Source organism: Bradyrhizobium sp. HKCCYLS2038 (assembly GCF_051167655.1).
GTDB lineage: Bacteria > Pseudomonadota > Alphaproteobacteria > Rhizobiales > Xanthobacteraceae > Bradyrhizobium.
Window position 1 is genome coordinate 191893 of record NZ_JBNPTM010000001.1, and the last position, 25834, is coordinate 217726.

The 25834-nt window shown below is 66.3% G+C and carries 22 protein-coding genes and 1 pseudogene; 11 read left to right on the top strand and 12 right to left on the bottom strand.

The window, feature by feature from the left end:
* Positions 1 to 178 precede the first annotated feature (178 nt).
* Together rpmB and ACQR1I_RS00880 are read right to left on the bottom strand one after the other, a co-directional pair.
* Positions 179 to 487, bottom strand: a complete 309-nt coding sequence (rpmB, locus tag ACQR1I_RS00875; protein WP_011923832.1) for a 50S ribosomal protein L28 — start codon at positions 485 to 487, stop codon at positions 179 to 181.
* A gap of 269 nt (positions 488 to 756) precedes the next feature.
* Complete coding sequence (locus tag ACQR1I_RS00880) at positions 757 to 1023, bottom strand: hypothetical protein (protein WP_434865310.1); 267 nt, start codon at positions 1021 to 1023, stop codon at positions 757 to 759.
* 7 nt (positions 1024 to 1030) lie between these two features.
* Here ACQR1I_RS00880 and ACQR1I_RS00885 point away from each other — a divergent pair, with 7 nt between their 5' ends.
* The 5 genes and pseudogenes from ACQR1I_RS00885 (at position 1031) to ACQR1I_RS00905 (ending at position 8010) form a co-directional block, all read left to right on the top strand.
* Complete coding sequence (locus ACQR1I_RS00885) at positions 1031 to 1879, top strand: DUF3108 domain-containing protein (RefSeq protein WP_434865311.1); 849 nt, start codon at positions 1031 to 1033, stop codon at positions 1877 to 1879.
* 454 nt (positions 1880 to 2333) lie between these two features.
* Positions 2334 to 5882: a helicase-related protein gene (locus ACQR1I_RS00890; RefSeq protein ID WP_434865312.1), complete on the top strand. Its 3549-nt coding sequence runs from the start codon at positions 2334 to 2336 to the stop codon at positions 5880 to 5882.
* A 60-nt stretch (positions 5883 to 5942) separates the two neighbouring features.
* Positions 5943 to 6212: pseudogene (locus tag ACQR1I_RS00895) on the top strand (RNA-binding S4 domain-containing protein); the annotation flags it as partial.
* A gap of 114 nt (positions 6213 to 6326) precedes the next feature.
* Complete coding sequence (gene fdxA, locus ACQR1I_RS00900) at positions 6327 to 6665, top strand: ferredoxin FdxA (RefSeq protein ID WP_434865313.1); 339 nt, start codon at positions 6327 to 6329, stop codon at positions 6663 to 6665.
* A gap of 481 nt (positions 6666 to 7146) precedes the next feature.
* Positions 7147 to 8010: a CarD family transcriptional regulator gene (locus tag ACQR1I_RS00905; protein ID WP_434865314.1), complete on the top strand. Its 864-nt coding sequence runs from the start codon at positions 7147 to 7149 to the stop codon at positions 8008 to 8010.
* A 394-nt stretch (positions 8011 to 8404) separates the two neighbouring features.
* Here the strand turns inward: ACQR1I_RS00905 and ACQR1I_RS00910 are convergent, their stop codons facing one another.
* The 3 genes from ACQR1I_RS00910 to ACQR1I_RS00920 all read right to left on the bottom strand — a co-directional run bounded on the left by ACQR1I_RS00910 (position 8405) and on the right by ACQR1I_RS00920 (position 11801).
* Positions 8405 to 9376 (bottom strand): hypothetical protein, encoded by a 972-nt coding sequence (locus tag ACQR1I_RS00910; RefSeq protein ID WP_434865315.1) that lies wholly within the window; start codon positions 9374 to 9376, stop codon positions 8405 to 8407.
* 162 nt (positions 9377 to 9538) lie between these two features.
* On the bottom strand, positions 9539 to 11008 hold the full coding sequence (locus tag ACQR1I_RS00915; RefSeq protein WP_434865316.1) for a M48 family metalloprotease: 1470 nt from the start codon (positions 11006 to 11008) through the stop codon (positions 9539 to 9541).
* Positions 11009 to 11057: 49 nt separating this feature from the next.
* On the bottom strand, positions 11058 to 11801 hold the full coding sequence (locus ACQR1I_RS00920) for a thermonuclease family protein (RefSeq protein WP_434865874.1): 744 nt from the start codon (positions 11799 to 11801) through the stop codon (positions 11058 to 11060).
* A 243-nt stretch (positions 11802 to 12044) separates the two neighbouring features.
* Between ACQR1I_RS00920 and ACQR1I_RS00925 the strand changes: the two genes are divergently transcribed.
* The 3 genes from ACQR1I_RS00925 (at position 12045) to ACQR1I_RS00935 (ending at position 15104) form a co-directional block, all read left to right on the top strand.
* Positions 12045 to 13226, top strand: a complete 1182-nt coding sequence (locus ACQR1I_RS00925; RefSeq protein WP_434865875.1) for an ABC transporter substrate-binding protein — start codon at positions 12045 to 12047, stop codon at positions 13224 to 13226.
* A 182-nt stretch (positions 13227 to 13408) separates the two neighbouring features.
* A complete protein-coding gene (locus tag ACQR1I_RS00930; protein WP_434865317.1) occupies positions 13409 to 14200 on the top strand; it encodes an enoyl-CoA hydratase in 792 nt (263 codons plus the stop codon).
* 142 nt (positions 14201 to 14342) lie between these two features.
* The gene (locus ACQR1I_RS00935) at positions 14343 to 15104 is read left to right on the top strand and encodes a VOC family protein (RefSeq protein ID WP_434865318.1); all 762 of its coding nucleotides are present in this window, start codon (positions 14343 to 14345) and stop codon (positions 15102 to 15104) included.
* Between the two features lie 322 nt (positions 15105 to 15426).
* Here ACQR1I_RS00935 and ACQR1I_RS00940 read toward each other — a convergent pair whose 3' ends face one another.
* The 3 genes from ACQR1I_RS00940 to ACQR1I_RS00950 all read right to left on the bottom strand — a co-directional run bounded on the left by ACQR1I_RS00940 (position 15427) and on the right by ACQR1I_RS00950 (position 18749).
* Entirely contained in the window at positions 15427 to 16233 is an 807-nt protein-coding gene (locus ACQR1I_RS00940; RefSeq protein ID WP_434865319.1) for an enoyl-CoA hydratase/isomerase family protein, read from the bottom strand.
* A 271-nt stretch (positions 16234 to 16504) separates the two neighbouring features.
* Entirely contained in the window at positions 16505 to 17662 is a 1158-nt protein-coding gene (locus tag ACQR1I_RS00945) for an acyl-CoA dehydrogenase family protein (protein ID WP_434865320.1), read from the bottom strand.
* 22 nt (positions 17663 to 17684) lie between these two features.
* On the bottom strand, positions 17685 to 18749 hold the full coding sequence (locus tag ACQR1I_RS00950; protein WP_434865321.1) for an acyl-CoA dehydrogenase family protein: 1065 nt from the start codon (positions 18747 to 18749) through the stop codon (positions 17685 to 17687).
* Between the two features lie 254 nt (positions 18750 to 19003).
* On the opposite strand from ACQR1I_RS00950, the gene ACQR1I_RS00955 reads away from it, so the two are divergent.
* Positions 19004 to 19786 carry an SDR family NAD(P)-dependent oxidoreductase gene (locus ACQR1I_RS00955; protein ID WP_434865322.1) on the top strand — a complete coding sequence of 261 codons (783 nt, stop codon included), beginning with the start codon at positions 19004 to 19006 and terminating at the stop codon, positions 19784 to 19786.
* A gap of 275 nt (positions 19787 to 20061) precedes the next feature.
* Here the strand turns inward: ACQR1I_RS00955 and ACQR1I_RS00960 are convergent, their stop codons facing one another.
* From ACQR1I_RS00960 to ACQR1I_RS00970, 3 genes are all read right to left on the bottom strand, one after another.
* A complete protein-coding gene (locus ACQR1I_RS00960; RefSeq protein WP_434865323.1) occupies positions 20062 to 20328 on the bottom strand; it encodes a GlsB/YeaQ/YmgE family stress response membrane protein in 267 nt (88 codons plus the stop codon).
* 35 nt (positions 20329 to 20363) lie between these two features.
* Positions 20364 to 20972 (bottom strand): YidB family protein, encoded by a 609-nt coding sequence (locus ACQR1I_RS00965; RefSeq protein WP_434865324.1) that lies wholly within the window; start codon positions 20970 to 20972, stop codon positions 20364 to 20366.
* A gap of 147 nt (positions 20973 to 21119) precedes the next feature.
* A complete protein-coding gene (locus ACQR1I_RS00970; protein ID WP_434865876.1) occupies positions 21120 to 21803 on the bottom strand; it encodes a hypothetical protein in 684 nt (227 codons plus the stop codon).
* Between the two features lie 406 nt (positions 21804 to 22209).
* On the opposite strand from ACQR1I_RS00970, the gene ACQR1I_RS00975 reads away from it, so the two are divergent.
* Together ACQR1I_RS00975 and ACQR1I_RS00980 are read left to right on the top strand one after the other, a co-directional pair.
* On the top strand, positions 22210 to 24336 hold the full coding sequence (locus ACQR1I_RS00975) for an FAD-dependent oxidoreductase (protein ID WP_434865325.1): 2127 nt from the start codon (positions 22210 to 22212) through the stop codon (positions 24334 to 24336).
* A 102-nt stretch (positions 24337 to 24438) separates the two neighbouring features.
* The gene (locus tag ACQR1I_RS00980; RefSeq protein ID WP_434865326.1) at positions 24439 to 24900 is read left to right on the top strand and encodes a hypothetical protein; all 462 of its coding nucleotides are present in this window, start codon (positions 24439 to 24441) and stop codon (positions 24898 to 24900) included.
* Here ACQR1I_RS00980 and ACQR1I_RS00985 read toward each other — a convergent pair.
* Positions 24888 to 25832: a M28 family peptidase gene (locus ACQR1I_RS00985; RefSeq protein ID WP_434865327.1), complete on the bottom strand. Its 945-nt coding sequence runs from the start codon at positions 25830 to 25832 to the stop codon at positions 24888 to 24890. The two genes, ACQR1I_RS00980 and ACQR1I_RS00985, sit on opposite strands and share 13 nt — an antisense overlap.
* Between the last annotated feature and the right edge of the window lie 2 nt (positions 25833 to 25834).

The window sequence follows — 25834 nt, forward strand, 5'->3', positions numbered from 1 at the left end:
GCCGCGACGGGCAGAAGTCGCCGTCGTGCGAACCGCGGTTCGCACCGCAGGCGAAAGACAACGACCAGGAGCAATGGCCAAAAGACAACGGCCGGATCTCGCGATCCGGCCGTTTGTTATGTCATGCCGCTCGAAACCCGCGTGCGACGCGTTCGGCTTCGGCGTGTCGTGCTGGAACTCAGCTGGCCTTGGCGACCGGAGCGGCCTCGGCGGCCTTCTTCTCGATGGCGCGCTTCAGCTCCAGCGCGCGCGGCGACAGCGCCGCGGCGTTGGCCTTCATCAGATAGGCATCGAGGCCACCATTGTGGTCGACGCTCTTGATCGCATTGGTCGAGACGCGCAGGCGCACGTTGCGGCCGAGTGCATCCGAGATGAAGGTCACGTTGCACAGGTTCGGCAGGAAGCGCCGCTTGGTCTTGATGTTAGAGTGGCTCACCTTGTGGCCAACCTGGGGGCCCTTGGCCGTCAGTTCACAACGCCGCGACATGGCAATAAATCCTCTCTCATCCCCGCACCCTTCGTCCACCCAAGGTCGGTGGGCCGCGGGGGTCCAAAACTCGTCCAGCTCTTCTCTGGGAGATGCGGTCCTATAGGGGGGATGCGGCTTTTCGTCAAGGTTTTGAAGGCCGCGGCGAATCCGGACGTGGCCGCGGGCCAAAACAGCCGCCCGTCCAGCCGATCATGCCCCCCGGTGCTCCGGCCCAAGCCGCCGGACAGCAGAAAAGCGACTGTATAATCAATAGTATAGCTTGCAACCTAGACCATATAAAGGGCGCATTCGAGCGCGATGGATGTTGTCCCGCGAACAGCCCCGAGCGCCAGAAAGGTGCCGTGCTGTGCGGTACCGGAGATTGCGAGGGGTTCCGGCAGCCGCCAGACCAGCGTCGTCGGCCCGGTGCAAAGCGCTGGACAAACCGCCATTGTTGGACGGTTCGCGTTGTTCGAAGGCAGTTTTGGCTTAAGTAGCAAGAACGCGCGCCGGATGGACCCGGCGCTCTCAGGCAGGCGGATCGGCAGGATCATCCCTCACGTGACCATCACATCGGCTCTTCCGTTTCGCTCTCCGCGCGCGATTGCAGCGGGGTCTTTCCTGTGCCTGCTGCTGCTCGCCGAGGGCGCGCACGCCCAGGCCCGGCTCGACGCGCAATACACCGCCTCGTTGGCCGGAATTCCCGTCGGCAAGGGCACCTGGGCGGTCGAGATCGCCGATGACCAATACGCGGCGTCCGCCCAAGGCGGCACGGCCGGGTTGCTCAAGAGCTTTTCGCAGGGCTCAGGCACCGGCGCGGTGCAGGGCCGGGTCGTCAACGGCGCCCTGGTCGGGCAGAGCTATCAGGCGTCGACCACGACGGGGAAGAAGTCCGAGCAGATCCACATCAACCTGCAGAACGGCAATGTGAAGGATTTCGCCATCGAGCCGGCGCCCCCGGTCGATCCCGACCGGATCCCGGTGACGGATGCGCACAAGCGCGGAGTACTGGATCCGATGACCGCATCGCTGGTGCGGGTGCCCGGCACCGGTGAGCTGCTGTCGCCGGAGTCCTGCCGAGGCGCGGCGCCGGTGTTCGACGGCCGCATGCGCTACGAACTCAAGCTCGACTACAAGCGCATGGAGAACGTCAAGGCTGACAAGGGCTATCGCGGCGTGGCCCTCGTGTGCGCGATCTACTTCACCCCCGTCGCCGGCTACATTCCGGACCGGCCGGTGGTCAAATATCTCGCCCAGGCCCGCAACATGGAAATCTCCTTCGTGCCGATCGCGGGCACGCGTGTCCTGGTGCCTTTCAAGGTGGTCATCCCGACCCCGCTGGGTACCGCAATGCTGGAGGCGACGTCCTTCATCGTCCAGGCGACGCCGCACGTCGCCAAGACGCAATAGGCCGGCCGGCGCGCTGTTTTTGGTTGACGCCCGTCATGAGGCTCGCACCTGTGCGTCCCGGAATGACCGGCTCTGAGTATTCAAATGACTGCTGTCTGCGACCAGTGAATCCGTTTGACTCCTGCGCGATTCTGATTCGACTCGGGACTCGCGGAAACACGGGCCAGTTCCCTCGCAAAAGCGTTGCTTGTCGCGGCCGCAAAAACTTGATCTAGTGCTGATGAGATCGCAGAGCGCGAGATGTTGCGGTGAACGAAGCCGGAAAGACGATGGAGTCACCGATTCCTTCGTGATTCGTTCTCAAGGCGTTCCGAAGCTTAAGCTGCGTCCCTATATGCGTAGCAATGTGACACAGGGGTGAGGAGCGCAGCCTCTCAGAACCACGACAAATTAAGCATCCATTGCGCCTGACCCGCGCGCCTGCAACGTCCGCTTCGAGACCCAAATTTAACGAATGGCTTTTTCGTCTTTTTCGGCTGCCTCGCCTTTCGAGCGCACGCCCGATCGCGTTGCCGGAAGCGGCGTCACCGCCGTGCTCGGCCCGACCAACACCGGCAAGACGCATCTGGCGATCGAGCGCATGCTCGCGCATTCCTCCGGGATCATCGGCCTGCCGCTGCGGCTGCTCGCGCGCGAGGTCTACAACAAGATCGCGGATCGGGTCGGCAGCGCGGCGGTCGCGCTGATCACCGGCGAGGAAAAGATCAAGCCGAAGAGCCCGCGCTATTGGGTCTCGACGGTCGAGGCCATGCCGCGGGATCTCGACGTCGCCTTTCTCGCCGTCGACGAGATCCAGATCGCCGCCGATCTCGAGCGCGGCCATGTCTTCACCGACCGCATCCTCAACCGCCGCGGTCGCGACGAGACGCTGCTGCTCGGCGCAGCCACGATGCGGCCGATCATCGAGCGCCTGCTGCCGGGCGCTTCGATGGTGACGCGGCCGCGCTTGTCGCAGCTCGAATTCGCTGGCGATCGCAAGATCACGCGGCAGCCGCGCCGGACTGCGATCGTCGCGTTCTCGGCCGACGAGGTCTATGCGATCGCCGAGCTGATCCGCCGGCAGCATGGTGGCGCTGCTGTCGTGCTGGGCTCGCTGTCGCCGCGCACCCGTAATGCGCAGGTCGCGATGTTCCAGAATGGCGACGTCGACTATCTCGTGGCCACCGATGCCATCGGCATGGGCCTCAATCTCGACGTCGACCATGTCGCCTTTGCCTCCGACCGGAAATATGACGGCTATCAGTTTCGCCGCCTGACTCCGTCGGAGTTTGCCCAGATCGCGGGTCGTGCCGGGCGCGCGACGCGCAACGGCACCTTCGGCACCACCGGACGTTGTGCGCCGTTCGAGCCCGAGCTGGTCAACGCGCTGCAGAACCACACCTTCGACAGCGTGAAGGTGCTGCAATGGCGCAACGCGAAGCTCGATTTTGCGTCGTTGAGCGCGCTGCAGGTGTCACTGGCCATGACGCCGGCGCACGAGGCGCTGACCCGCGCGCCGATCGCCGAGGATCTGCGCGTGCTGGATCATGCGGCGCGCGATGCCGAGGTGCGCGACATGGCACATGGTGCGACGGCGGTCGAACGTCTCTGGGAAACCTGCCAGATTCCCGATTATCGCAGGCTGTCGCCGGCCGCCCATGCCGAGCTCGTCACCACCGTGTTCGGCTTCCTGATGCAGAAGGGGCGGATTCCCGACGCTTGGTATGCGGCCCAGGTCGATCAGGCCGACCGGGTCGATGGCGACATCGACACGCTGTCCGGGCGAATTGCACAAATTCGCACCTGGACCTTCGTGGCGAACCGGCCGGATTGGCTACGTGATCCCGACTATTGGCAGGGTATTACCCGCGAACTCGAAAATAAATTGTCAGACGCCCTTCATGAACGGCTCACGGAGCGTTTCGTTGATCGTCGTACCAGTGTATTGATGCGGCGCCTGCGGGAGAACAGTGTTTTGAATACGGAAATCGGCAAGACCGGCGAAGTCATCGTTGAAGGGCACGCGATCGGCCGCCTGGATGGATTCACGTTTGCGCCCGACGCCGCCGAGGCTGGCTCGGACGCCAAGGCCCTGCAGGCTGCCGCCCAGAAGGCTTTGGCCGGCGAGATCGAAGCGCGCGCCGAGAAGCTGTCCAACGCGCCCGACGAGCACATCGTGCTCACCGCCGACGGAACCGTGCGCTGGACCGGCGATGCCGTTGCCAAGCTCGTTGCTGCCGACGACGCGCTGCATCCGCGGCTGCGCATCATCGCTGACGAGCGCCTCACGGGCGCGGCGCGCGACAAGGTGCAGGCCCGGCTCGACCTGTGGCTGAAGACGCATGTCGAGAAGTTGCTCGGGCCCTTGTTCGAGCTGTCCAAGGCCGAGGACATCACCGGCATCGCGCGTGGCATCGCCTTCCAGCTGGTGGAGGCGCTCGGCGTCATCGAGCGCACGAAAATCGCCAACGAGATGAAGGATCTCGACCAGCCTTCGCGCGCGGTCCTGCGCAAATATGGCGTGCGCTTCGGCGCCTATCACATCTACGTCCCGGCCTTGCTGAAGCCTGCCGCGCGCGCGCTCGCCGCGCTGTTGTGGGCGGAGAAGCAGGGCAATGTCGACATGTCCGCGCTGACCGGCGCGCAGCATCTGGCGAGCTCGGGACGGACCTCGTTCCCGGCCGACAAGGCGCTGCCGCGGGATGCCTATCGCGTGCTCGGCTACAAGCAGGCGGGTGAGCGCGCGGTGCGCGTCGACATCCTGGAGCGCCTCGCCGATCTGATTCGTCCCGCCCTGGCCTGGCGCGAGAACGCAGCCGGTGAGAAACCGGCAGGAGCCTTCGATGGCCGCGGCTTCGTCGTGACCCAGGCGATGACCTCGCTGACCGGTTCGGCCGGCGAGGATTTCGCCTCGGTCCTGCGCGCACTCGGCTACCGGATGGAGAAGCGTGCGCCGCTGCCGCCCAAGGTGGTCGAGAAGCCGGCCGAGACGCCTGCGTCCGGCGAGGCTGCTGCCACAACGGAGGCGGCACCAGCCGATGCCGCGGCTCAGCCTGTCGAGGCTGGCGCTGGCGAGGAGGTGCCGACGGTCGCGGAAGCCGCCGTCGCCCCCGTCATCGAGCAGGTGATGGCCGCGCCTGAGACGCCCTCGGTGGATGATATGGCAGCGGTCCAGGCGGAGCCTGAGCCGCCGGTGTCGACGATGGCCTCGCTGCCGACCGTCGACTTCGTGACACCAGCAGCGGCGGGTGTCGCGCCGGTTGCGGTTCCTGCGGCCGAGCCGACGGACGAGCCGGCTTCAGACGCGATGAGCGCTGACGCCAGCGCAGCCGATGGTCATCCCGACCCGGTGCAGTCCGAAACCGCCGAGGCGGCGCCGGCTGAAGCGGCCCCGTCTCCTGAAGCGGCGCCGTCTGCCGAAGCGACCCCGGCCGAAGCGGCGCAGGCGCCCGCCGAGCCGGTGCTGGTCGAGGTCTGGCGTCCGGGTGGCCGCTCCGAGGAGCGGCGGCCGCGGCACGAGCATCATCAGCGCAACAGGCATCACCGCCCGCAGCACGACCGCGGTCAGGCCGCTGCCGGTGGCGAGCAGGCGACTGCCGGCGCCGCGCCGGCTGAAGGCGAGGCGCGTGATCGCCATCGCGGCCATGGCCGTCGCGATCGGGTCAAGGAGTTCGGCAAGGACTTCCGCAAGGGACCGCCGCGCGAGGGCGGCGATGCGGCGGCCGCCGCCGCGACGCCTGCGCGTGAGGACCGCGGTCCGCGCCGTGACCACGACGCCAAGGGGCGTGATCAGAACCGCGATCGCAACAAGGGCGGCAAGTTCGGAGGCGACCGCGAGGGACGCGGCGGCCGTGACTTCGGCAAGGGCGGCCGCGACAAGCGCGAGGGCGGCCCGGCGCTGCGGCCCTACGCCTCGAGCGGTGGCGGCGGCGGTGGGCGTGACCGGCCGGTCGATCCGAACTCGCCGTTCGCCAAGCTCGCCGCGCTCAAGGAGCAGTTGGCGGCGAACAACCGCAAGGACTGATTCCCGCGTGATCGCGCGGGCCGAGCCGGAAGGACCACGCCGACGTCCGACGCCCCTTCAGAGCGCCAGCGCCTCGACAAGTGGCTGTGGCATGCGCGGGTGGTGAAGGCCCGCACCAGTGCCGCGGCCCTGGTGTCCTCGGGCCATGTCCGCATCAACGGTGTCCGCGAGACCTCGCCGGGGCACGGCGTGAAGATCGGCGACGTGCTGACGATCGCGCTCGACCGCAATGTCCGCGTGCTCAAGGTCACCGGCTTCGCCGAGCGCCGTGGTGACGCGAGCGCGGCACGCGGCCTGTACGATGATGTCGAAGGGACCGGCCGATCGTGATCGGCTGTGTCGAAGCCGCGCGCGGTTCAGTTCTTGGTCCTGCCTGACTTGCGGCACACCACGTCCTGCGCTAGTGCAGGCCAGCCGATTTGTCGATCCGTTCCGGAGCCCTGGATGACTTACGTCGTCACCGAAAACTGCATCAAATGCAAATACACCGATTGCGTTGAGGTCTGCCCGGTAGACTGCTTCTACGAGGGCGACAACATGCTCGTGATTCATCCGGACGAATGCATCGACTGCGGCGTCTGCGAACCGGAATGCCCGGCCGACGCCATCAAGCCGGACACCGAGCCGGGGCTGGAAAAATGGCTCGGCGTCAACGCCGAATACGCCAAGTCCTGGCCCAACATCACCCAGAAGAAGGACCCGCCGGCCGATGCCAAGGAGCACGACGGCGAGCAGGGCAAGTTCGAAAAATTTTTCTCGCCCAAGCCCGGCGCCGGCGACTGAGCCGGACCGGCGGTACGGAGGCCCCGTCCAGCTGCGAATCGCAGCCAGTGGGAATCACAGCGCGCAAACAACGAGGTAGGACGATTTTACGGCCGGCGGGACGGCCGTAAAATTTTTCGAATTAAGCGCATCCCACTTAACCCTAACTTTGCGGATCCGTCACAATCCCGCCCCTGCGCCCTCTAAATCATTGATTTTTGCGGGAAATGTGCTATATATGGCACATTCTTCGAGCCGAACCCGGCCATGCGTATATTTTTGGCCGCCCTTTTAGGTTCCGCAACATCAAACAGGGGCGTGGCAGTTCCGCGCGCAGGCTGTGTCACAGAAAACGCGTAAAAAGAGTGCTTCCAAGAGTACAAAAAAAGCCGCCGCGGCCAGCCGCAGCGTTTCCAAGGGCCGTGCCCGTACTCCTGTAAAGGAGACTAGGGCTGCCGCGAAGGCTTCGGCTGCCAAGTCCACCAAGAACAAAAGAAGCGCAATGCCTGAAAAGACTGCCAAGACTGCCGCGAAAGCATCCGCCGCTAAGACCACTCTTGCCAAGGACTCTGTTGCGAAGACCGCTGCGAAGCCGGCTGCTGCGCCGAAGGTGACCAAGACGGCCGCGCCTGTTGCCGCGGCTGCCCCTGTCGCCAAGGCGGCCCCTGTTGCTGCCAAGCCGCCCGTCGCTGCCAAGCCGGCCGCCGCTCCCGCGCCTGCCGCTGCTGCGCCGCGCGTCGAGGAGAAGAAGCTGCCGACCCAGCGCCAGGGCTTCAAGACCAACGAATTCGTCGTCTATCCGGCTCACGGCGTCGGCCAGATCCTGGCCATCGAGGAGCAGGAGATCGCGGGTGCCAAGCTTGAGCTGTTCGTCATCAACTTCATCAAGGACAAGATGACGCTGCGCGTGCCCACCGCCAAGGTCACCAATGTCGGCATGCGCAAGCTGTCCGACCCGGCGCTGGTGAAGAAGGCGCTCGAGACCCTGAAGGGCCGTGCCCGCGTCAAGCGCACGATGTGGTCGCGTCGCGCCCAGGAATACGAAGCGAAGATCAATTCGGGCGACATCGTCGCGATCGCCGAGGTCGTGCGCGACCTGTATCGCTCGGAGTCGCAGCCGGAGCAGTCCTACAGCGAACGGCAGCTTTATGAAGCCGCTCTCGACCGGCTGTCGCGCGAGATCGCGGTCGTGCAGCACTCGACCGAGACCGAGGCCGTCAAGGAGATCGAGACGCAGCTCGCCAAGAGCCCGCGCCGCGGCGCCAAGACCGAAGCCGATGCGGTCGCCGAGGGCGATGCCGACGCCGAGGGTGATGCCGACGACATCGACGGCGACGACGCCGCCGTGGCCGACGAGGCCGCCTGATCGACCGTGACTGCGTTTTCCAATTAGTTGCTTACGAAGGCCCGGCCGAAAGGTCGGGCTTTTTGTTTGACGAGCCGCTTGTTGGACGCGCTGGGAACGGCGCGGCTTGGTTGCAGCGTCCACTCGTCTTCGCCGCGCATGTGCTTTCAATGGGACCCTGTGTGTCTCCGCAATCTCGGTGTCGTCCCCGCCTAGTGCGCAATTGCGCACGCGGAGCGGGGACCCATAACCACCGGCTCCTGCGAGAGAGCGCGCTGGAGCTCCAGCCCGTCGCACCATTTCCTGCTGTGGTTATGGATCCCGGGTCGGCGCCCGGCAACGCTGGCGCGTTGCCAGGCTTGCCCGGGATGACTGTCTTTGCTGGGCGGGCTTCGCCGCAAAGCACTGCCGCCCGCTAAGCGCTGTCCGTTTCCGCCTGCAGCCGTATGATGCTGATCGGCCGCAGCAGCAGCGTGTTCAGCTCCGGCATATGCGCCGCTGGCATGCGGTGCGGCCCGGCTTGTTCGGTCCACAGGTCCAGGGCGCGCCAGCCGACGTTGAAGACTGCGAGGGCTGCGGCATCGGTCCGCTCGAGTCGGGCCAACTGGTCTGGCACAGGTCGCGCGGGATCGTAGTCGTCCAGGATGAGCTCCGGCTGCGCGACGGGCGGCAGCGCCCGGCAGCCGGCCTGCTCAATCCAGGCGAGCCCCTGGCTGTCCACGGCGCAGCAAAACGGCATGCCGCCGAAGCCGCCGCCGCGGATGCCGGTCTCGATCCACCAATCGTTCTGCCAAGGCTCGTAGCCGAACAGCATCCCTTCCAGCCGCTCGAAATACTCGTTCCACCCCCCGTGGGCCCTGAACGCCGCCTCCCACACCAGCTTCATCGCCGGAATGCGCCACTCCTCACCCTTGGTGGTGAAGTAGACGTCCCTTGTGCCCTGATGACCGCGCTTGGTCGGTCCATCGCCGAACGGCTCCAGCTCGACCTCCTTGTGCAGCCGGCCGGCCGCGACCCAGTGGTCGAACCGCTCCTCGCCTTCGAAGCTCATCGGCAGATAGGCTTCGGTGAACCGCGCCAGCTTCTTGCGGCCGTCGAGCAGCAGCGGCAGCTCGTAGCCGGTGTGGATCAGATAGGGCGCCTCCTCGATGGACCGAGTCCGATGGACGACGAACTCGCGATCGGGAAAGTCGAGGGCGACCCAGTCGAGGCTGATCCCGAAAGCCTCGCAGAGCTTCCGTGCCTCTGTATCATCGAGGCGGAAGATCCTTTGATCCAGCTCGCTGTCGTCCGCTGCGCCGACGAGGTCGCAAAGCCGGGGGCGATCGGTGACAGCGAACCGGGCCTGCAGCACCGGGCACCACTGGTCGCGATCGAACAGGGACAACAGAAACAAATCAGGAGCTGGTGACGGCGCTATCATGCGCACAGACTTGCAGGTGGCTGCATCACCGCCAACCGATTTTGCCGCGGCACCGGAAGCGCGGCCATCATCTTCCATGAAGGCCTGCCACGGCGCGCGACACGCCGACGCGCGCTCAGCCGCTGATCACTCCACCACGATCTTGACGCGGTCGCGGACCTTGACCTGGGCGCGGGCGTCGAGGCCGTTGAGGACGCGGAAGCGCTCGATCGGGCGGTCGACGCCCGACATGCGGTGCGCCAGCGATTCCACCGTGTCGCCGGGCTGCACGGTGATCACCTTGATGCGCAGCGGACGGGCGGACTGAATCTCGTCCAGGCTGAGCCGGCGGAAAGAGTTCACGGTCTCCCGCGCGTTGCGCTCGCTCTCGGTGGTCTTCTGCCGGGAGGCGAAGATGAAGCGGTAGACGTCGCTGCCGACGCGCAGCGCATAGACCTTGAACTGCCAGGGATCGCCGCTCGCCGTCGTCGCGGCCGCCGGGAAGCCGTTGATGGTCAGCTCCTCGGTCGCCGACTTGTCGACGTTCTCCATCCAGCCGGAATTGAGATAGTCGCCGAGCGTCTGGCGGGGAGACACGCGCACCACGTCGAAGCGCATCGCCTGGGCGCCGCCCTCGCGCACGCCGATCACGGCCTGCGCGGTGTTGTCGAGGGAGAAGTTCTCCGGCGCCTGGAAGGTGAAGCCGAGCTTCGGATGCAGGAAGCGCCGGCCGCGGACGAAGCCCTCGCTCGGATCCTCGCCGTAGACGATGTTGTCGACCGCGGCGAGATAGCTCTCGCGGTCATGCTCCTTGGCGTCGGCCGAGACGTATTGCTTGGCAATGGCGGCTGCGTTCTGCACCCGCTCTGGGGTCGCCGGATGCGACGACAGGAAATCCTGCGCCCGCGGATCGATCGCGACCTTGCCGGCCTTCAGTTCGGCATTGCGCTCCATCGACGACAGGAACCGGGCCGCGCCATAGGGATCGAACTTGGCCTTGGCCGAGATGCCGACGCCGATGCCGTCGGCCTCGAATTCCTGGGTGCGCGAGAAGCTCGCCATCGTCAGCTTGGTCTTGGCGAGCGCGAGTGCCGTCAGATCCGGATCGTTGTTGCCCATGTCGGAGACGACGCGGGTCACCACGGCGGCCTGGCGGGCCTGGTCCTCGCGGATGGCGGCGTGGCGCGCCAGCACGTGGGCCATCTCGTGGCTCAGCACCGAGGACAGCTCCGACGTGTCATTGGCGAGCGCGATCAGGCCGCGCGTAACGTAGAGCTGGCCGGTCGGCAGCGCGAAGGCGTTGACGGCCCCCGAATTCAGGATCGTGACCTTGTAGCCCTGATCGGGGCGATCGGAGACGGCAACGAGGCGATCGACGATGCGGCCGATCAACCCTTCGAGCTGTGGATCCTCATACGCGCCGCCATAGGTTGCAAGAATGCGCTCATGCTCGCGATCGCTGGCCGGCGTGGTCTGCACCATCGCCGGCTTCGGACGCGGTGTCGGCAGCGGCGCGGCCGCCTGCTGCAGCTTGCCCATGTCGCTGCAGGCACCCAGCGCCAGCCCCGCGCACAGCAAGACCGGTGCGATCCGCGAACCGCAGCTCAGCATCCTCATGCGTGCACGAACAGACAAATTCACGTCGCTACTCACGTACCTTCGCGGATCAGTTGCCGCCCAAAATCTCGATCTGTGCGATCTGCGTCAGTTCCAGTCTCGGGCCTTGTTGCGCCTCAACCCATCCGCGCACTCGAACTCGGCGATTCGCAAGTGATTTCGTATCGATGCCGGCACCTTCCAATACCGCCAGCATACGCTTTGGAATAATCACCGAGAAGCCCCGTGTCCAGTTACGAGCGAAGTTCAGATAAGTTGTTGTCCCTGTCTGTCGTACGGACAACACCTTCCCTTCGACAACCGTAAATAGCCCTGTGCGAGCCAAAATATCGTCTGGACTTTCGGCGTTTTTTATGACGGTCCCAATCTTCCAGACACCGCGTCCGCCAGCGCGCGCCTCCGCTTCGGCCGCATCCAGGCTGGCGGCGCAATCCCGGTCCGGCACGTCGATGCCGCGCAGCACGGCGCCCTGCCGGAGCAGTTCGGCCTGCACCGGCAAGTCGGCACCGGGCAGGAACGCGAACGCCCGCTGCCGGCCGTAGCGGTCGGGTGCGTCGTCCTCGCCGCGCAGCATGACGTCGCGGTCACCCAGCACGGCGCGCAGCGTGTCCGTCGCGGTTGCGCGCTCTTCGGATGGCGGGACCTCGATGCCGGCGAGCCTGATCTCGCGGCCGTCGCTGAGCCTGAGGCTGCGCGGGTCGACGACGTCGCTCACATGCCCGTCGCCGAGCTCTGCGAACGCACACGGTGCGGCACGGCTCGTCGATGCCGCCGCGAGTGTTGCGATCAGCATGGCTCCGGTGAACCAGCATCTGCAGGTGAAGTTGTGTGCACGCGCCATGCCGCATCGTCGCACGAAATATCCGTTCCATTGAGCGGAAAACAGCGGCGTATTGGTGCTTTGTTGGGCGCTTGCCGCATCCGCGGTCGTGCGCCATGATGCCAACTATCAACGAGGCCGCCGCCATGCAGCGCGCGCCCTGCAGGGAGGAGATCGATGAGCACAATCATGCGCGGCGCGGCGGCGTCGCTGTTCATGCTGGCATCGGCGCTGACATTGTCCGCGGGCGCGGCTCACGCGCAGAGCAAGCCGCTGAAGATCGGCGGCATTCTCGACATGTCGAGCCTCTACGCCGACATCACCGGCGTCGGCAGCGAGACCGCGGCGAAGATGGCGGTGGAGGATTTCGGCGGCGAGGTGCTGGGACGCAAGATCGAGGTGCTCGCGGCCGATCATCTCAACAAGGCCGATCTCGCCGCCAACATCGCCCGCGACATGCTCGACAACCAGGGCGTCGAGATGATCTGGGATGTCGCGGCCTCCGCTACCGCGCTCGCCGCCGGCGAGATCGCCAAGGCGCGCAACAAGATCATCATCTTCAACGGCCCGGGTTCGGTCAGGCTCTCGAACGAGGCCTGCGGCCCCTACACCGTGCATTATGTGTTCGACACGTTCGGGCAGGCCAACGTCACTGGCCTCGCCGCAGTGAAATCCGGCCTCGACAGCTGGTTCTTCCTCACCGCCGACTACGCCTTCGGCCAGGATCTCGAGAAGGACACCAGCGCCGTCGTGGTGAAGTCGGGCGGCAAGGTGGTCGGCAGCGTCCGGCACCCGCTCAACACCTCGGACTTCTCGTCCTTCCTGCTGCAGGCGCAGGCCTCCAAGGCCAGGGTGATCGGCCTCGCCAATGCCGGCGGCGATACCATCAACGCGATCAAGCAGGCCGCCGAGTTCGGCATCACCAAGGGCGGCCAGAAGCTGTCGCCGCTGCTCGCCTTCGTGTCCGACATCGACAGCGTCGGGCTGGAGACGGCGCAGGGCCTGCTGGTCGCAGAGGCGTTCTACTGGGATCTCAACGACGACACCCGCGCCTTCACCAAGCGTTTCATGGAGCGCACCAAGCGCGTCCCGACCTCGGCGCAGGCCGGCGTCTACTCGTCGGTCACGCACTATCTCAAGGCGGTGAAGGCCGCAGGCACCACCGACCCGGACGCCGTGATGAAGCTGATGAAGGCGACCCCGATCAACGACATGTTCGCCAAGAACGGCCGCATCCGCGAGGATGGCCGCATGGTGCACGACATGTATCTGTTCGAGGTCAAGAAGCCGTCGGAGTCGAAAGGCAAGTCCGACGACTACAAGCTGCTGGCGACCGTGCCCGCCAACGAGGCGTTCCAGTCGCTGGAGCTGTCGCGCTGTCCGCTGGTGAAGAAGTAACGACCGCCACAGCCGTTGGTACGATATGACATGCGGACTCATCCAGAACGTCGGTTGTTCCGGGTCAACGCGTAGCGTTGAACCGGGAACCTCGACCTGAGTCCTCGTCTCGGATTCCGGGTTCGACGCTGTCGCGTCGCCCCGGAATGACCAAAACTCACATCAACAGCGGAGCGCCGGCCATGACCAACACCACCGTCCTGCAGCATCTCGAATCCGGCCTGCTCACGATCACGATGAACCGGCCGGAGCGGCGCAACGCGCTCAATGGCGATCTCACCAAGGGGCTGGTCGAGGCCGCGCAGCGGGCCGCCGGCGATCCGGACGTGCGCGCCGTACTGCTGAAGGGCGCGGGCGGCACGTTCTGCGTCGGCGGCGACGTCAAGGCGATGGCCGAAGCCAGGACGGCGCCGTCGTTCGAGACCAAGATCACCTCGCTGCGCGAGCGCATGGAGGTGTCGCGCCTGCTGCATCTGATGCAGAAGCCCGTGGTGGCGCAGATCGACGGCGCGGCAGCCGGCGCCGGCCTGTCGATCGCGCTGGCCTGTGATCTGCGCGTCGCCGGCGAGTCCGCCAAGATCACCACCGCCTTCGCCAAGGTCGGGCTGTCCGGCGATTTCGGCGGCACCTATTTCCTCACCCAGCTGCTCGGCAGCGCCAAGGCGCGCGAGCTCTATCTGACCTCGCCGATCCTCACCGCGCGGGAGGCGCTCGCGCTGGGCATGGTGACGAAGGTCGTGCCCGACGCCGAGGTCGAAGCCGCCACGCGCGAGCTGGCGCTGTCGCTGGCCCAGGGGCCGACCGTGACGCTCGGCTACATCAAGCGCAACATCAACAATGCCGAGAGCATGACGCTCGAAGCCTGCTTCGACGCCGAGGCGATGCACCACTCCCGCTGCAGCGACACCGAGGATCACAGGGAGGCGGCGAAGGCGTTCGTCGAGAAGCGGGCGCCGGTGTTTCAGGGACGGTAGGTCCGATCCGTCATTGCGAGGAGCTCTTGCGACGAAGCAATCCAGAGCTGCGCGTGAAGCTCTGGATTGCGTCGCTTCGCTCGCATGACGATGGTTACGCCTTTGACTCGTGCGAACAGGTGATCATTCAAAGAGGATTGCCATGACTTACCTCCACCTGCGCCAGATCTGTCTCGTCGCCCGCAGTCTCGAGCCGGCCGTGTCCGACATCGCCGCCATCATGGGCCTGGAGATCTGCTACCGCGATCCGCATGTCGGCAAATACGGGCTGGAGAATGCGCTGCTGCCGGTCGGACCGATCCTGCTCGAAGTGGTGGCGCCGACGCGCGACGGCACCGCGGCGGGCCGTTTCCTCGACAAGTCAGGCGGACAGGGCGGCTACATGGCCATCTTCTCCTGTGACGACCCGGACGGTCGCGCCGCTCGTGCGAATGCCATGGGTGTGCGCACGGCCAACGTGATCGATCATGCGCCCTATCACGGCGTGCAGCTGCATCCGCGCGACTGCCGCGCCGCCTTCATCGAACTCAATCACACCGATGGCAGCGACGACGTGCTGGGTCCGTATCCTCCGGCCGGTCCGGACTGGACGCGCGCCATCCGCGGCGACGTCACCACCCTGCTGACTGAGGTGGTGCTGCAGAGCCCAGATCCCGCATCGCTCGCGGCGCATTGGGGACGCATCCTCGATGTCGCGCCGTCGATCGACAGCCACGGTGTTCAGCTGCTGAAGCTGCCGAACGCCGCGATCCGCGTCGAACCCGGCGAGCGCGAGCTGATGAGCGGCTTGACGTTTCGCGTGACAGATGTCGCGCGCGTCATGGGCGCCGCGCGGGCCCGCGGCTATGCGACATCGGGCGATGGCTTCGAAATCGGTGGTGTGAGGTTTACACCGGTCAAGTGAGGTTTGTGAGTTCGTCTCAGGTCTCGTTGCTGCGGTCTCGTGCCCGTCCGATGGACCGCGATCTGGGCTACGTATGTGCCATGCCCCTCACCCGGATTGCATCTTCGATGCAATCCGACCTCTCCCCGCAAAGGGCGGGGAGAGGTTGCAGCGCCCGCGCTGAGAGCGATTGCCCAACAAGCTAAGTGATAGTTCCGTTCTGATAGATACACGAACAGCCGCCGCGCGGCTGCTGTGCTCCCTCTCCCCGTTCTGCACGGGGAGAGGATCGGGGTGAGGGGCAGCCGCACGGGAAGTGTGTGTAGTCGAGACCTGCAGCCGCTCACCGGCCCTTGAAGTTCGCGAAGCGCCGCTCCTCCGTGGCCTTCACGCCTTCCTTGAAATCCTCCGTCGCGCGCAGCCGGGTCTGCTCGGCGAGCTCGTGCTCGGTGGCGGCCATGACGCGGTCGGCGAGGTTGGCGCGCATCGTGGCGCGGGTCGAGAGCAGGCCGAGCGGGGAGCATTCGGCGATCTCGGCGGCGAGCTTCATCGCCACCGTGCGCACCTGGTCCTGCGGCACGCATTCGTTGGCGAGGCCCATTCTGAGCGCCTCCTCGCCGGTGACGCGGCGGCTGGTGTAGAACATCAGCTCGGCGTTGTTCTTGCCGACCAGCTCGGGCAGCGTCACCGTCAATCCGAAGCCGGGATGGAAGCCGAGCTTGGTGAAGTTGGCCGAGAAGCGCGCCTCCGGACAGGTGACGCGGAAATCGGCCGAGACGGCCAACCCCAATCCGCCGCCGATCGCGGCGCCATGCACGGCGGCGACGATCGGCTTCTTGCAGCGGAAGATCCGCACCGCCTGCATGTAGAGATGATTGATCGCCCCGAGACTGTCGGCTGGATCGCCTTTCGCCTCGGCCGCCTCCTGCGCCTGCCGGGCCGGATCGGTGAAGTTGGCGCCGGCGCAGAACGCCTTGCCCTGCGCCGCCAGCACCGACGCGCGGATCTCGATGTCGCGGTCGAAGCCTTCGAGCGCATCCGCGATCTGGTTGATCAGCGAAATGTCGAAGAAATTGAGCGGCGGCCGGCGGATCTCGATCAGGCCGACATGGCCGTGGATCTCGACACCGATGTCAGGGAAGTGGGGCATGTGGGGTCTCCTAATAGCAGAATCATTCAGCAACACGCTCGGTGCACCCTCTCCCCTTGTGGGAGAGGGTGGATCGCCGGCGCGGAAGCGACGGCGAGCCGGGTGAGGGGTTCTCTCGGCAGTAGGCCGTGCGGATGGAGACCCCTCACCCGCCTCCGATGCTTCGCATCTGCGGCACCCTCTCCCACAAGGGGAGAGGGTGCACCGAGCAAGCCTATCGAACGCTCACGTCCAACCAGAAGATCGTAAACAGAAGCGCAGCGCCGCCGTCTCACCTCAACCCCAACCCGCGGGCGATGATGCCGCGGAGGACTTCGGTGGTGCCGCCCTGGATGGTTAGCTTCGGCGCGGTCTGCATTGCGAAGGTCAGCTGGTTCTCCAAGGTCTCGCGATTGCCTGCGTCCTCCTCGACGAAGGCGGCGAGGTCGCGGACGCGATGCGGCAGCTGCTGCTCCCACACCGTGCCGATGTCCTTGACGATCGACGCCTCGACGACCGGCTCCTTGCCGGCCTGCAGCATGCCGGCGACCGACACCGACATCCGCCGCATCGTGTGCAGCTGCGCCACGAGACGGCCGATGCCCTCGGCGCTGCGCGTGTCGGGCTCGGGGCCGACGGCGCGCACCAGTTCGGTCAGCACGTAATAGGTCTCGAGAAACCGCTCCGGCCCCGACCGCTCATAGGCAAGCTCCGAGGTCGCCTGCTTCCACGCGCCGTCGATCTCGCCGAGCTGATGATCGTCGGGCACGAAGGCGTCGGTGAAGACCACCTCGTTGAACTCCTTCTGCCCGGTGATCTGGCCAATCGGATTCACCTTGATGCCCGGCGACTTCATGTTCACGAGGAACTGCGTCAGCCCGTGACGCCGGTTCTCCTTGGTCGACGGCGAGGTGCGGAAGATCGCGATCATGTAGTCGGCCATATGCGCCGAGGTGGTCCAGATCTTTGAGCCGTTGATCAGCCAGCCACCCTCGGTCTTCGTCGCGCGGGTCTTGGCCGCAAACAGGTCCGAACCCGAATTCGGCTCGCTCATGCCGATCGCGAAGCACAGCTCGCCGCGGCAGATGCGCGGCAGGATGTCCATCTTGATGTGCTCGGGCGCGTAGCGCAGCAGGATCGGCCCGCTCTGCCGGTCGGCGACGAAGAAGCGCCGGGTGGGCGCGTTGGCGACGCGCATCTCCTCGGTGACGACATAGCGCTCCAGGAACGAGCGCTCGTGGCCGCCATATTTTTTCGGCCAGGTCATGCCGAGCCAGCCGCGCTCGCCGACGCGTCGCGAGAACTCGCGCGCATCCGCATCCTCGCGCTTGGGCTGGAACGGATTGAAGGTCCCGGCCGCGATCTCCTCAGCGAGAAAGGCGCGCACCTCCTTGCGCAGCTCTTCGCATTCCCTGGGCAGGCGGATCGGATCGAAACGGAGCGCGGTCATTGGCTATCCTTCTCGTTTCGTTTCACCGCGAGGCGACCAGGGGCCAGAGTTCGTCGGCGCCGCGGGCGGCGACGCGCTGGCCGAGCGCGACGGCCCAATGGCTCTCGGAGCCGAAATCGTCGCGCCAGGCGAGCGCTCGCAGCGAGAAGCGGTGCAGAATGTGCTCGGTGGTGAAGCCGATCGCGCCATGCACCTGATGCGCGATCGCAGCGCCCTTTTCGGCAGCCTCGGCGCAGCGGATCTTGGCCGAGACGGCTTCGAGAAACACCGCATCGTCGAATGCGCTCGCGCGGGCGATCGCGTCGGCGGCCGAGGTCGCGGCGGCGCTGGCTGCGGCGCTCTCGCCGGCGAGCCGCGCGAGATTGTGCTGCACCGCCTGGAATTTTCCGATCGGCTTCTCGAAGGCGACGCGCTCGCCAGCATAATTGACGCTGATCGTCAGCAACCGGTCGAGCGCGCCGGCGATCTGCAGGCCGCGCGCGACGCCGCCCATCAGCATCAAGGTCGTGACATCTATTCCGACCGGGGCAGGGCGGCACGCCGAGGGCGTGACGTTGTCGAAGGTCACCGTGTCGCTTGGATCGCCGGCGAGATTGAGCCCCGCCGCGATGCGCAGCTGCGCCGTCTCGACCAGCGCGATCGCTGCGCCGTCGCGTCCCTGCGCGACCACGGCGACGTGCTCTGCGGCCTTGGCGAACGGCACGCCGCGCGCGCGGCCGGACAATGTGCCGTCGGCGTTCAGCGTGATGACGTCCCTGGGATTTGCCGGTGCGACCGTCATGGCACCCGCGGGCGCGGCAATGCCGCCCTGCTGCAGCAGCCAGCCGGCGAGCAGCGTCTCGGCGAGGGGGACTGCGAGCGCGAAGCGGCCGGCGGCATGGATGATGGCAAAGCCGTCGGCGAGATCGGTGCCGGCGCCGCCGAGCTCTTCGGCCACCCAGGCCAGCGGCAGTCCGGCCTCGCTCAGCGCCTGCCACAGCGGCGCCGTCCAGCGTCCGTCCTTGTCGTGATTGATCGTCTGCGGGTCGGCGAGATCGGCGAAGATCTTCTCCGCGGTCGCAACCACGATGTTCTCAGCTTCCGCCACAGCGCTCCTCGCCCTTCCCAGATCGCCCGTCTCGGCGCGCGACGATAGCGAAGCGCACCGGCGATGCTTTTGGCCATGATGAGCGCTCGCCAAGGTCCTGACAAGCGCCGCGGCCCGCAGGGCCCCGCCCGTTCCCCGCATGGGCTGCAGCGATTTCCGCAGCGCGGAGATTGGCCTGATTTTGCAGACGCCGTGATCTTGGCTAAGAAGCAGGGATCAGAGAACGACAAGCCGGCAAACCAAGGAAGGCGAAAATGGCGATGGAAGGTCTGTGCGCGATCGTGACGGGTTCGGCCTCCGGCCTCGGTGCTGCGACCGCGGAGCTGCTGGCCAAAGCCGGCATGCGCATTGTCGTAAACTACTCCAACAGCAAGACGGAAGCCGAGCAGACCGCGGATCTCTGCCGCAAGGCAGGCGTCGAGGTCGTCGTCGTCCAGGGCGATGTGTCGCGTGACGAGGATTGCAAGACCATCGTCGCCGCGGCCGCGCCGTGGGGCCGGATCGACGCGCTCGTCAACAATGCCGGCACCACCAAGCACGTCCCGCATGATCAGCTCGACGGACTGTCGGCGGAAGATTTTCAGCGCATCTTCGCGGTCAACACCATCGGCCCGTTCCAGATGGTGCGCGCGGCGCGGTCGCTGCTCGAAGCTGCCGCCAAGCAGAGCGGGCGCGCCTCGGCGGTCGTCAACGTGTCGTCGGTCGCCGGCATCAGCGGCGTCGGCTCCTCGGTCGCCTATGCCGCGAGCAAGGGCGCGCTCAACACCATGACCTTGTCGTTGTCGCGCGCGCTGGCGCCGTCGATCCGCGTCAACACGGTGTGCCCCGGCTATATCGATACGCCGTGGTTCACCAAGGGGCGCGGCGAGGCCGGCGCCAAGCAGGTGCGCGACGCCGTGGTGGCGCGGGTGCCGTTGCGGACGGCGTCATCGGCCGAGGACATCGCGCAACTGGTCACGTTCCTGGCCAGCCCCGCCTCCGGACAGATGACCGGCGAGGTCGTGCGCATGGATGCGGGGATGCATCTCCTGGGGTGAGATCGTCGTTGTGCGCGGTGACGCAATGCAGACCTTTCACTTGGCCCTGGATTGCTTCGCTGCGCTCGCAATGACGGGGTTGGCAGCTGTGAAGCCTATTGCCAGCAGGGGTGAGCGACTGTCCCCGGTGGCGCAGCGGTCCTTTGTCTCTGCGGCGGCCGTGTCATTTGCGCGCGCATTCTTCCTCCACGTCATTGCGAGCGCAGCGAAGCAATCCAGGGGCCCAGCAGGGACTCTGGATTGCGTTGTTTCGCTTCCAATGAAGGGAGTGGCGGCTAGCGGTTGAAGTCGCGAATGGTGCCTGAGGCCACCAGCCTGTTCCAGATGAACAAGACGACCACGGCGCCGAGAGTCGCGGTCACGTAGCCCGCGCCTTCGCTAGGGCTGTAGTGTCCGATGGCCTGTCCGACCGCGGTCGCGAGGAACGCGCCGACGACGCCCAGCACGATGGTCAGGATGAATCCTGAGGGATTGTTGGGCCCTGGCGAAATCAGCCGTGCGAGGAAGCCGGCGACCAGCCCGACGATCAGAATGTGCAGCATGATTATCGTCCTTCGCGTCCACGCATCGAAGATCGTCAGAGCCGGCCGGCCAGTTCGTGCTCGGTCGGCAGCCGCCCGTCCGGCGTCAGCTGATCGATCACCTTCGGCAGGTATTGGCTGAGGCCGTTCAGCAGCTCGTCGCGCGATAGCCCGCTCTGCGCGGTGAGCTGATCGAGCTGGTCGGCACCGAGCGCATTGGCGAGGTCGCCGGGCGAGATCGGCTTGTTCTGTCCGGGGCTGACCCACGTGTTCGCGGCGTCGCCGTGGCCGCTCTGCTGGAACTGCCGCAGCAGATCACCGAGGCCACCGGACAGCACGCTGCCGGCCGCGCCGCCTGCGAGCAGTCCGCCGAGGCCGCCGGCCAAGATGTTGCCAAGTCCGCCGCCGAGGGCGCCGCCAAGTGGGCCGCCAGGCGCGCCGCCGAGCGGTCCGCTCGGCTGGCTGTGCGGCGTCGGCGGTGGAACGGGCGCCGGCGCTGCATTCGGCTGCTGGCCGCCCTGCGAGAAGTGTTTCACGGCCTTCCACGCCAGCAGCGCCAGAATGGCCATGGTCATCGGCGACATGCCGCCGTTGTCCTTGGTGCTGGGATGCGACGGCCCGTGCGGGCCGTTCTGCATGCCGTTGAGAATGTCGAGTAGACCCATGGACTGCCTCCTGCGCCCCACGGCGACAAAACTAGGCAGTCGTCCGCACCGTTACAAGCCGGCGCGGCACAACGGCCCGCCGCGGCAATGTTGCGCGGTGATGATGAGCGGGGGCTGAACGAAAGCGCGGCCTGAGCGGCGCGTGCGTCAGTTGCGGATGTCGGCCCGTTTGGGCGCCTTCGGGGCCGTCGCGAGTTGTCCCTGTGCCTGGCTCTGACCCGGACCGGCGAGCATCTTCTTCAGCTCGTCGAGCTTCTCCGACAGCACCGGGAAATTGCACGAGAACGAATCCCGGACGACACCCTTGGCGCATTGCGCGGCCTTGGCGCGGGCCCGCGCCTCCGGCGTTCCGGCTGGCGCAACCGCGGTTCCCACTGGCGCCATCGCAGCCTGGGCCGCCGCGGGCGGCTTGACGGGCCGCTGCGGCGGCAAGGCCGGAACCGTCGGCTTCGGCGGCTCGATCGCGGCGCGGACGTTGAGATCTTTCAACGACGCGCGCTGCAGGTCCTGCGGCTGCGGTCGCGTCATCATCGCCGAGCTCATATTGGCGTGGCGCTGCCGCTCGAGATATTGCGTGTATTGCTGGTCGATGAACTTCTGCTCGTCCGGCGTCGGATTGGGGCCGGCGATGTCGAAGCTGCGATCTTGCATGAAGTCGTAATAGGCGTAGCCGCCGCCGGGCTTCCGCCTGCCGGCAAATTTCGCATTGCATTGAGCGAGCGCCGCCGTCTTCTCTTCCTTGGTCGCCGATTTCTCGGCGGCGTCGGCGCATTCCTCGAAATCCGTCGGTGCTCGGCTCCACCACTCCGCGTGCACGCGTTGAGGTTGAATCGCGGGCAAGCAAGTGAGCGCGGCAAACACCAATACTGGCAGGCGGGGTGGGTACACGTACGGCTTCCTCGACGTCTCCTGCCTCAGATGACGGGAGATTGTCGCCATTTTGCGGCGAGGTGTCTCTCGGATGCTGCGCGAAATGCGGCCATCTTCGTGGCGGGCCCGCATTCCGTGATCTTGTTGCCACAGTCGGGCGCCGATCGAAGGTCCGGTCGGGCCGGAATACCGCCGGGCTGTGGCGCCGGAACGATGCCGTCCGCCGTTCTCCCGGATTCATCCCGCCTTGGTTGATGAATCTAATCTTGACGATGGAAAGATAGCGCTTGACGGGTACCTGACTGCGCTCCTAAGCTCATCTTGACATTGGAAAGATGATCTGCGGTCGCGCAGAGGAGATGCAGGTATGAAAGTATTCCTCACCGTGAAGCTCGCGCTGCTGCCCTTCATTGTCATCTGGGCTCTGCTCGGCGCTCAGCAGCCGAGCTGGGCGGTCTGGTCCGCTCTCGCGCTCTCTCTCGCCGGCAATCTCTGGCGCGCAACACGGCGGGAGCTCGCATTGCTCGAGCTCGGCAGCCTCGCACTGTTCGTGTTGCTGGCGATCGCCAACGACGTCGCGCCGAATTGGACGGCTGCGAATGCGCTGTGGCTGTCCTTCGCGGCGCTCGGCGTCATCAGCCTCGCCTCGCTCGCGGTCGGCCGGCCCTGGACATCGGATTATGCCCGCGCCAGCTACGCCGACAACGCCGCGACGCCGCAGTTTCATCTGATCAACATGCTGATGACCGGACTATGGGGCGTGCTGTTTCTCGTGCTCGGGCTGTGCCGCTGGGCTGGCGTGGCCTCCTGGATCACGACCGCGATCGTGGTTTTCGGTGCGCTGATCTCGATCTTCGGCCCGCGGCTCGCGATCCGCCAGGCGCTGCGCCGGATGCGCGAGTCGCGCGAGGAGCATCATTGGCCGGCGCCGGCATTCTCCGGCGGCGCCGGGCGTGATTGCGATGTCGCCATCGTCGGCGCCGGGATCGGCGGCCTGACCGCAGCCGCCTTGCTGGCCGATGCCGGCCTCAAGGTGAAGGTGTTCGATCACCACGTCGTGCCCGGCGGCTACTGCCACAGCTATCTGCGCAAGGCGCATCACGACAACAAGCCGGTGCTGTACCGCTTCGATGCCGGTCCGCATGATTTCTCCGGCGTCTGGCCCGGCGGTCCGGTCGACGGCGTGCTGCGGCGGCTCGGCGTCGCCGATCGCATCGTGTGGAAGCGCGTCAACCATTCCTATCACCTGGCGGGCCGGCGCATCGACGTGCCCGAAGACTGGCGTGCCTATGTGCAGCTGCTGTGCGAGATGTTTCCAGCCAGCGCGGACGGCCTCGTCAAGCTGTTCGATACGATCCACGCGATCTTCGAGAGCATGTATGCGACCGGCCAGGGCCGCAGCGGCATTCCCGGCATGCCGCAATCGATCGAGGACATGCTGGCCTTCCCGCGCAAGCATCCGCAGGCCTACCGCTGGATGAACCGGCCGTTCGACGAACTGGTCGCCGCCCACGTCTCCGATCCGGCGTTGATCGCCACGCTGAATGCGCTGTCCGGCTATCTCGGTGACGGGAGCGAGCGGCTGAGCTGCGCGCAGATGGTCCCAATCTTCGGCTACTACTTCAAGGGCGGCTTCTATCCGGTCGGAGGATCCGGCCAGCTCGCCGACGTGCTCACCGATGCGATCGTCGCGCGCGGCGGCGAGGTGCAGCTGAAGTCGAAGGTCACGCGCATCCTGGTGGAGCAGGGCCGCGCGGCCGGCGTCATGCTCGGCAACGGCCGCACCATCCGCGCCGGGGCCGTCGTCTCCAATGCTGATCTCGGTCGCACCTTCACCGAGTTGCTGACATCAGGCGATCTGCCCGCCGCATTTCGCGAACGCGCCGCTGCGATCGCGCCGGCCAATTCGTGCTTCTCGGTGCATCTCGGGCTCGACATCGTGCCGGACGTCGCTCCGGCCACCCATCTCGACACCCCGATGGGCATAGGCCTTGCCGTGATGTCCAAGCTCGATCCGTCGGCGGCGCCCGAGGGACATGCGACGATGACGATCATCACGCTTGTGACGCATGAGGAGGCGAAGGCCTGGTTTCCCAATGACGGCGGCGACGATTGGAAGGCGTGGCGCCGCTCGCCGGACTACGAGGCCCGCAAGCTCGCGCTCGGCGATGCCATGGTCGCCGCCGCCGAAACCATCATTCCCGGCCTGTCGCAGCACATCGTGTATCGCACCGACGCTAGCCCGGTGACCTATGCGCGCTATGACCTCGCCAGCGCCGGCTCGATCTATGGCGTGGCGCGGTCGGCGCGGCTGAAGGGGGCCAAGGCGCCGCTGCGCAATCTCGTCATTGCCGGCGGAGGCAATGCCGGCGCGGGTGTCGAGGCGGTGGTCATCTCGGGCGCGGAGGCGGCCGAGGCGCTGGTGCCCGGCCTGCTGTCGCGGCCGTCAAACCCTGTCGAAGCGCCGCAGCCGCGCGTCCCGGAGATGGCCTGAGCGGAATTGGCGGCTGCAGCCCGGATCTCCACCGCCGGTTCGCGTAAAGCGCGAGACTTCGTCTCACTGCACGCTATATTCCTCCGCCAGCTTTTGGGGGAGATGGCCGTGCGGTACCGTCACAGGCAGTGGGGCCTCGTCGCGATCGCGACGTGTCTCGGCTCGGGCGCCGTTGGCGGTGTGCTGTTGTGGAATGCCGGCCACGGTTTGACTGCAGCCTGCCTGCTGGCGACCGAGCTCGTCATTGCGCTGCTGTTCTCGTCGCTCACGGTCGAAATCGCCGACGGCGAGCTGTGCTGGTACTTCGGCCCGGGGCTGTGGCGCTATCGCGTCGGGCTCGACGCGATTACCGGGATCGCCGTGGTGCGTAACCGCTGGTGGCACGGGCTCGGCGTCGGCATCGTCGCTGGGATCCGCTTCTACACCGTCTCGGGGCTGGACGCCGTCGAGCTCCGCGTCGTCAGTACTGGGCTGCGCCGCATCGGCACCGACGACCCGCACGGTCTCGCCGCCGCGATCCGCGCGGCCTGCGCCGCCCAGGGGCGCGCCGCTCAGGGCGTGTAGAGATAGCGCAGCAAGGTGCGGCCGACGCTTTCGAGGCTCGAGGCCGAGCACTGCTCGATCGTGTCCTGCGTGGTGTTGAAATACGGCTCGTAGTCGAAATCGATCACCAGGAAGCTCGGAATGCCGGCCTGCTGCAGGGCGCTGTGGTCGTCGCTGATCGGGTAGGACGTCGGCTCCGGCGAGAACGCCTGCGGTGCGATGCGGCTGCCGATGCTCCAGAACTTCTTCACTTCCGGCAGCGCCGAATGCAGTGACGACGGCTCCGGCTGCAGCTTGAGGTCCTTGTCGCAGACCATGTCGAAATCGACCGCCTTCTCCGGCTTGCGCGTCGGATAATAGTCCTTCAGGTGCGCGGCGAAATGCGGCGAGCCGAGCGCGTGCCAGGTCGGATCGCCGGCGCCGAGCGATTTCGGCCCCTCCTCGCCGTCGAAGAAGATGAAGTCGATGCCGATGTCCGGCTTCGGCGACAGTGACAGCACACGCGCGGTCTCCAGCAGCAGCGCCACGGCGGAGGCCGAATTGTTGGCGCCGGGCATCGGGGCATCCGGCGATTTGGCGTCGCGATAGGCCTTGATGATGCTGTCGTAATGCGTGGCGACGATGACACGGCTCGGGTTCTGCACCTGGAAGCGGGCGATGATGTTGGTGAGCGGGATCGCCTTGCCGTCGTCGCCCTTGGCGGTGAAGCTCTGCGTCAGCACGGCATCGGCCGCGCTCTTGGCCATCGCCGCCTTGATGTAGTCGATGGTCTTCTGGTGGCCGGGCTCGCCCATCGACCGCGGCGTGAACTGCAGCAGATCGGCGATGACGGCCATCGCGCGCTGGCCGTCCCACAGTTCGATCTGAACGTCCGCCGCGCGCGCCGGCAGCGATGTCAGGAGGACGACCGCCGTGACCGTCGAAATGGCGAGGCGGGGCCAGAACTCTCTCATCC

Excerpts from the sequence above, each read along its gene's own strand:
- ACQR1I_RS00980 (WP_434865326.1), top strand. The coding sequence starts at position 24,439 with ATGGCCGTGCGGTACCGTCACAGGCAGTGGGGCCTCGTCGCGATCGCG.
- ACQR1I_RS00915 (WP_434865316.1), bottom strand. The coding sequence starts at position 11,008 with ATGAGGATGCTGAGCTGCGGTTCGCGGATCGCACCGGTCTTGCTGTGC.
- ACQR1I_RS00930 (WP_434865317.1), top strand. The coding sequence starts at position 13,409 with ATGACCAACACCACCGTCCTGCAGCATCTCGAATCCGGCCTGCTCACG.
- ACQR1I_RS00920 (WP_434865874.1), bottom strand. The coding sequence starts at position 11,801 with ATGCTGATCGCAACACTCGCGGCGGCATCGACGAGCCGTGCCGCACCG.
- ACQR1I_RS00925 (WP_434865875.1), top strand. The coding sequence starts at position 12,045 with ATGCTGGCATCGGCGCTGACATTGTCCGCGGGCGCGGCTCACGCGCAG.
- ACQR1I_RS00985 (WP_434865327.1), bottom strand. The coding sequence starts at position 25,832 with ATGAGAGAGTTCTGGCCCCGCCTCGCCATTTCGACGGTCACGGCGGTC.
- ACQR1I_RS00890 (WP_434865312.1), top strand. The coding sequence starts at position 2,334 with ATGGCTTTTTCGTCTTTTTCGGCTGCCTCGCCTTTCGAGCGCACGCCC.
- fdxA (WP_434865313.1), top strand. The coding sequence starts at position 6,327 with ATGACTTACGTCGTCACCGAAAACTGCATCAAATGCAAATACACCGAT.
- ACQR1I_RS00940 (WP_434865319.1), bottom strand. The coding sequence starts at position 16,233 with ATGCCCCACTTCCCTGACATCGGTGTCGAGATCCACGGCCATGTCGGC.
- ACQR1I_RS00975 (WP_434865325.1), top strand. The coding sequence starts at position 22,210 with ATGAAAGTATTCCTCACCGTGAAGCTCGCGCTGCTGCCCTTCATTGTC.
- ACQR1I_RS00955 (WP_434865322.1), top strand. The coding sequence starts at position 19,004 with ATGGCGATGGAAGGTCTGTGCGCGATCGTGACGGGTTCGGCCTCCGGC.
- ACQR1I_RS00945 (WP_434865320.1), bottom strand. The coding sequence starts at position 17,662 with ATGACCGCGCTCCGTTTCGATCCGATCCGCCTGCCCAGGGAATGCGAA.
- ACQR1I_RS00935 (WP_434865318.1), top strand. The coding sequence starts at position 14,343 with ATGACTTACCTCCACCTGCGCCAGATCTGTCTCGTCGCCCGCAGTCTC.
- ACQR1I_RS00880 (WP_434865310.1), bottom strand. The coding sequence starts at position 1,023 with ATGATCCTGCCGATCCGCCTGCCTGAGAGCGCCGGGTCCATCCGGCGC.
- ACQR1I_RS00960 (WP_434865323.1), bottom strand. The coding sequence starts at position 20,328 with ATGCTGCACATTCTGATCGTCGGGCTGGTCGCCGGCTTCCTCGCACGG.
- rpmB (WP_011923832.1), bottom strand. The coding sequence starts at position 487 with ATGTCGCGGCGTTGTGAACTGACGGCCAAGGGCCCCCAGGTTGGCCAC.
- ACQR1I_RS00905 (WP_434865314.1), top strand. The coding sequence starts at position 7,147 with ATGCCTGAAAAGACTGCCAAGACTGCCGCGAAAGCATCCGCCGCTAAG.
- ACQR1I_RS00965 (WP_434865324.1), bottom strand. The coding sequence starts at position 20,972 with ATGGGTCTACTCGACATTCTCAACGGCATGCAGAACGGCCCGCACGGG.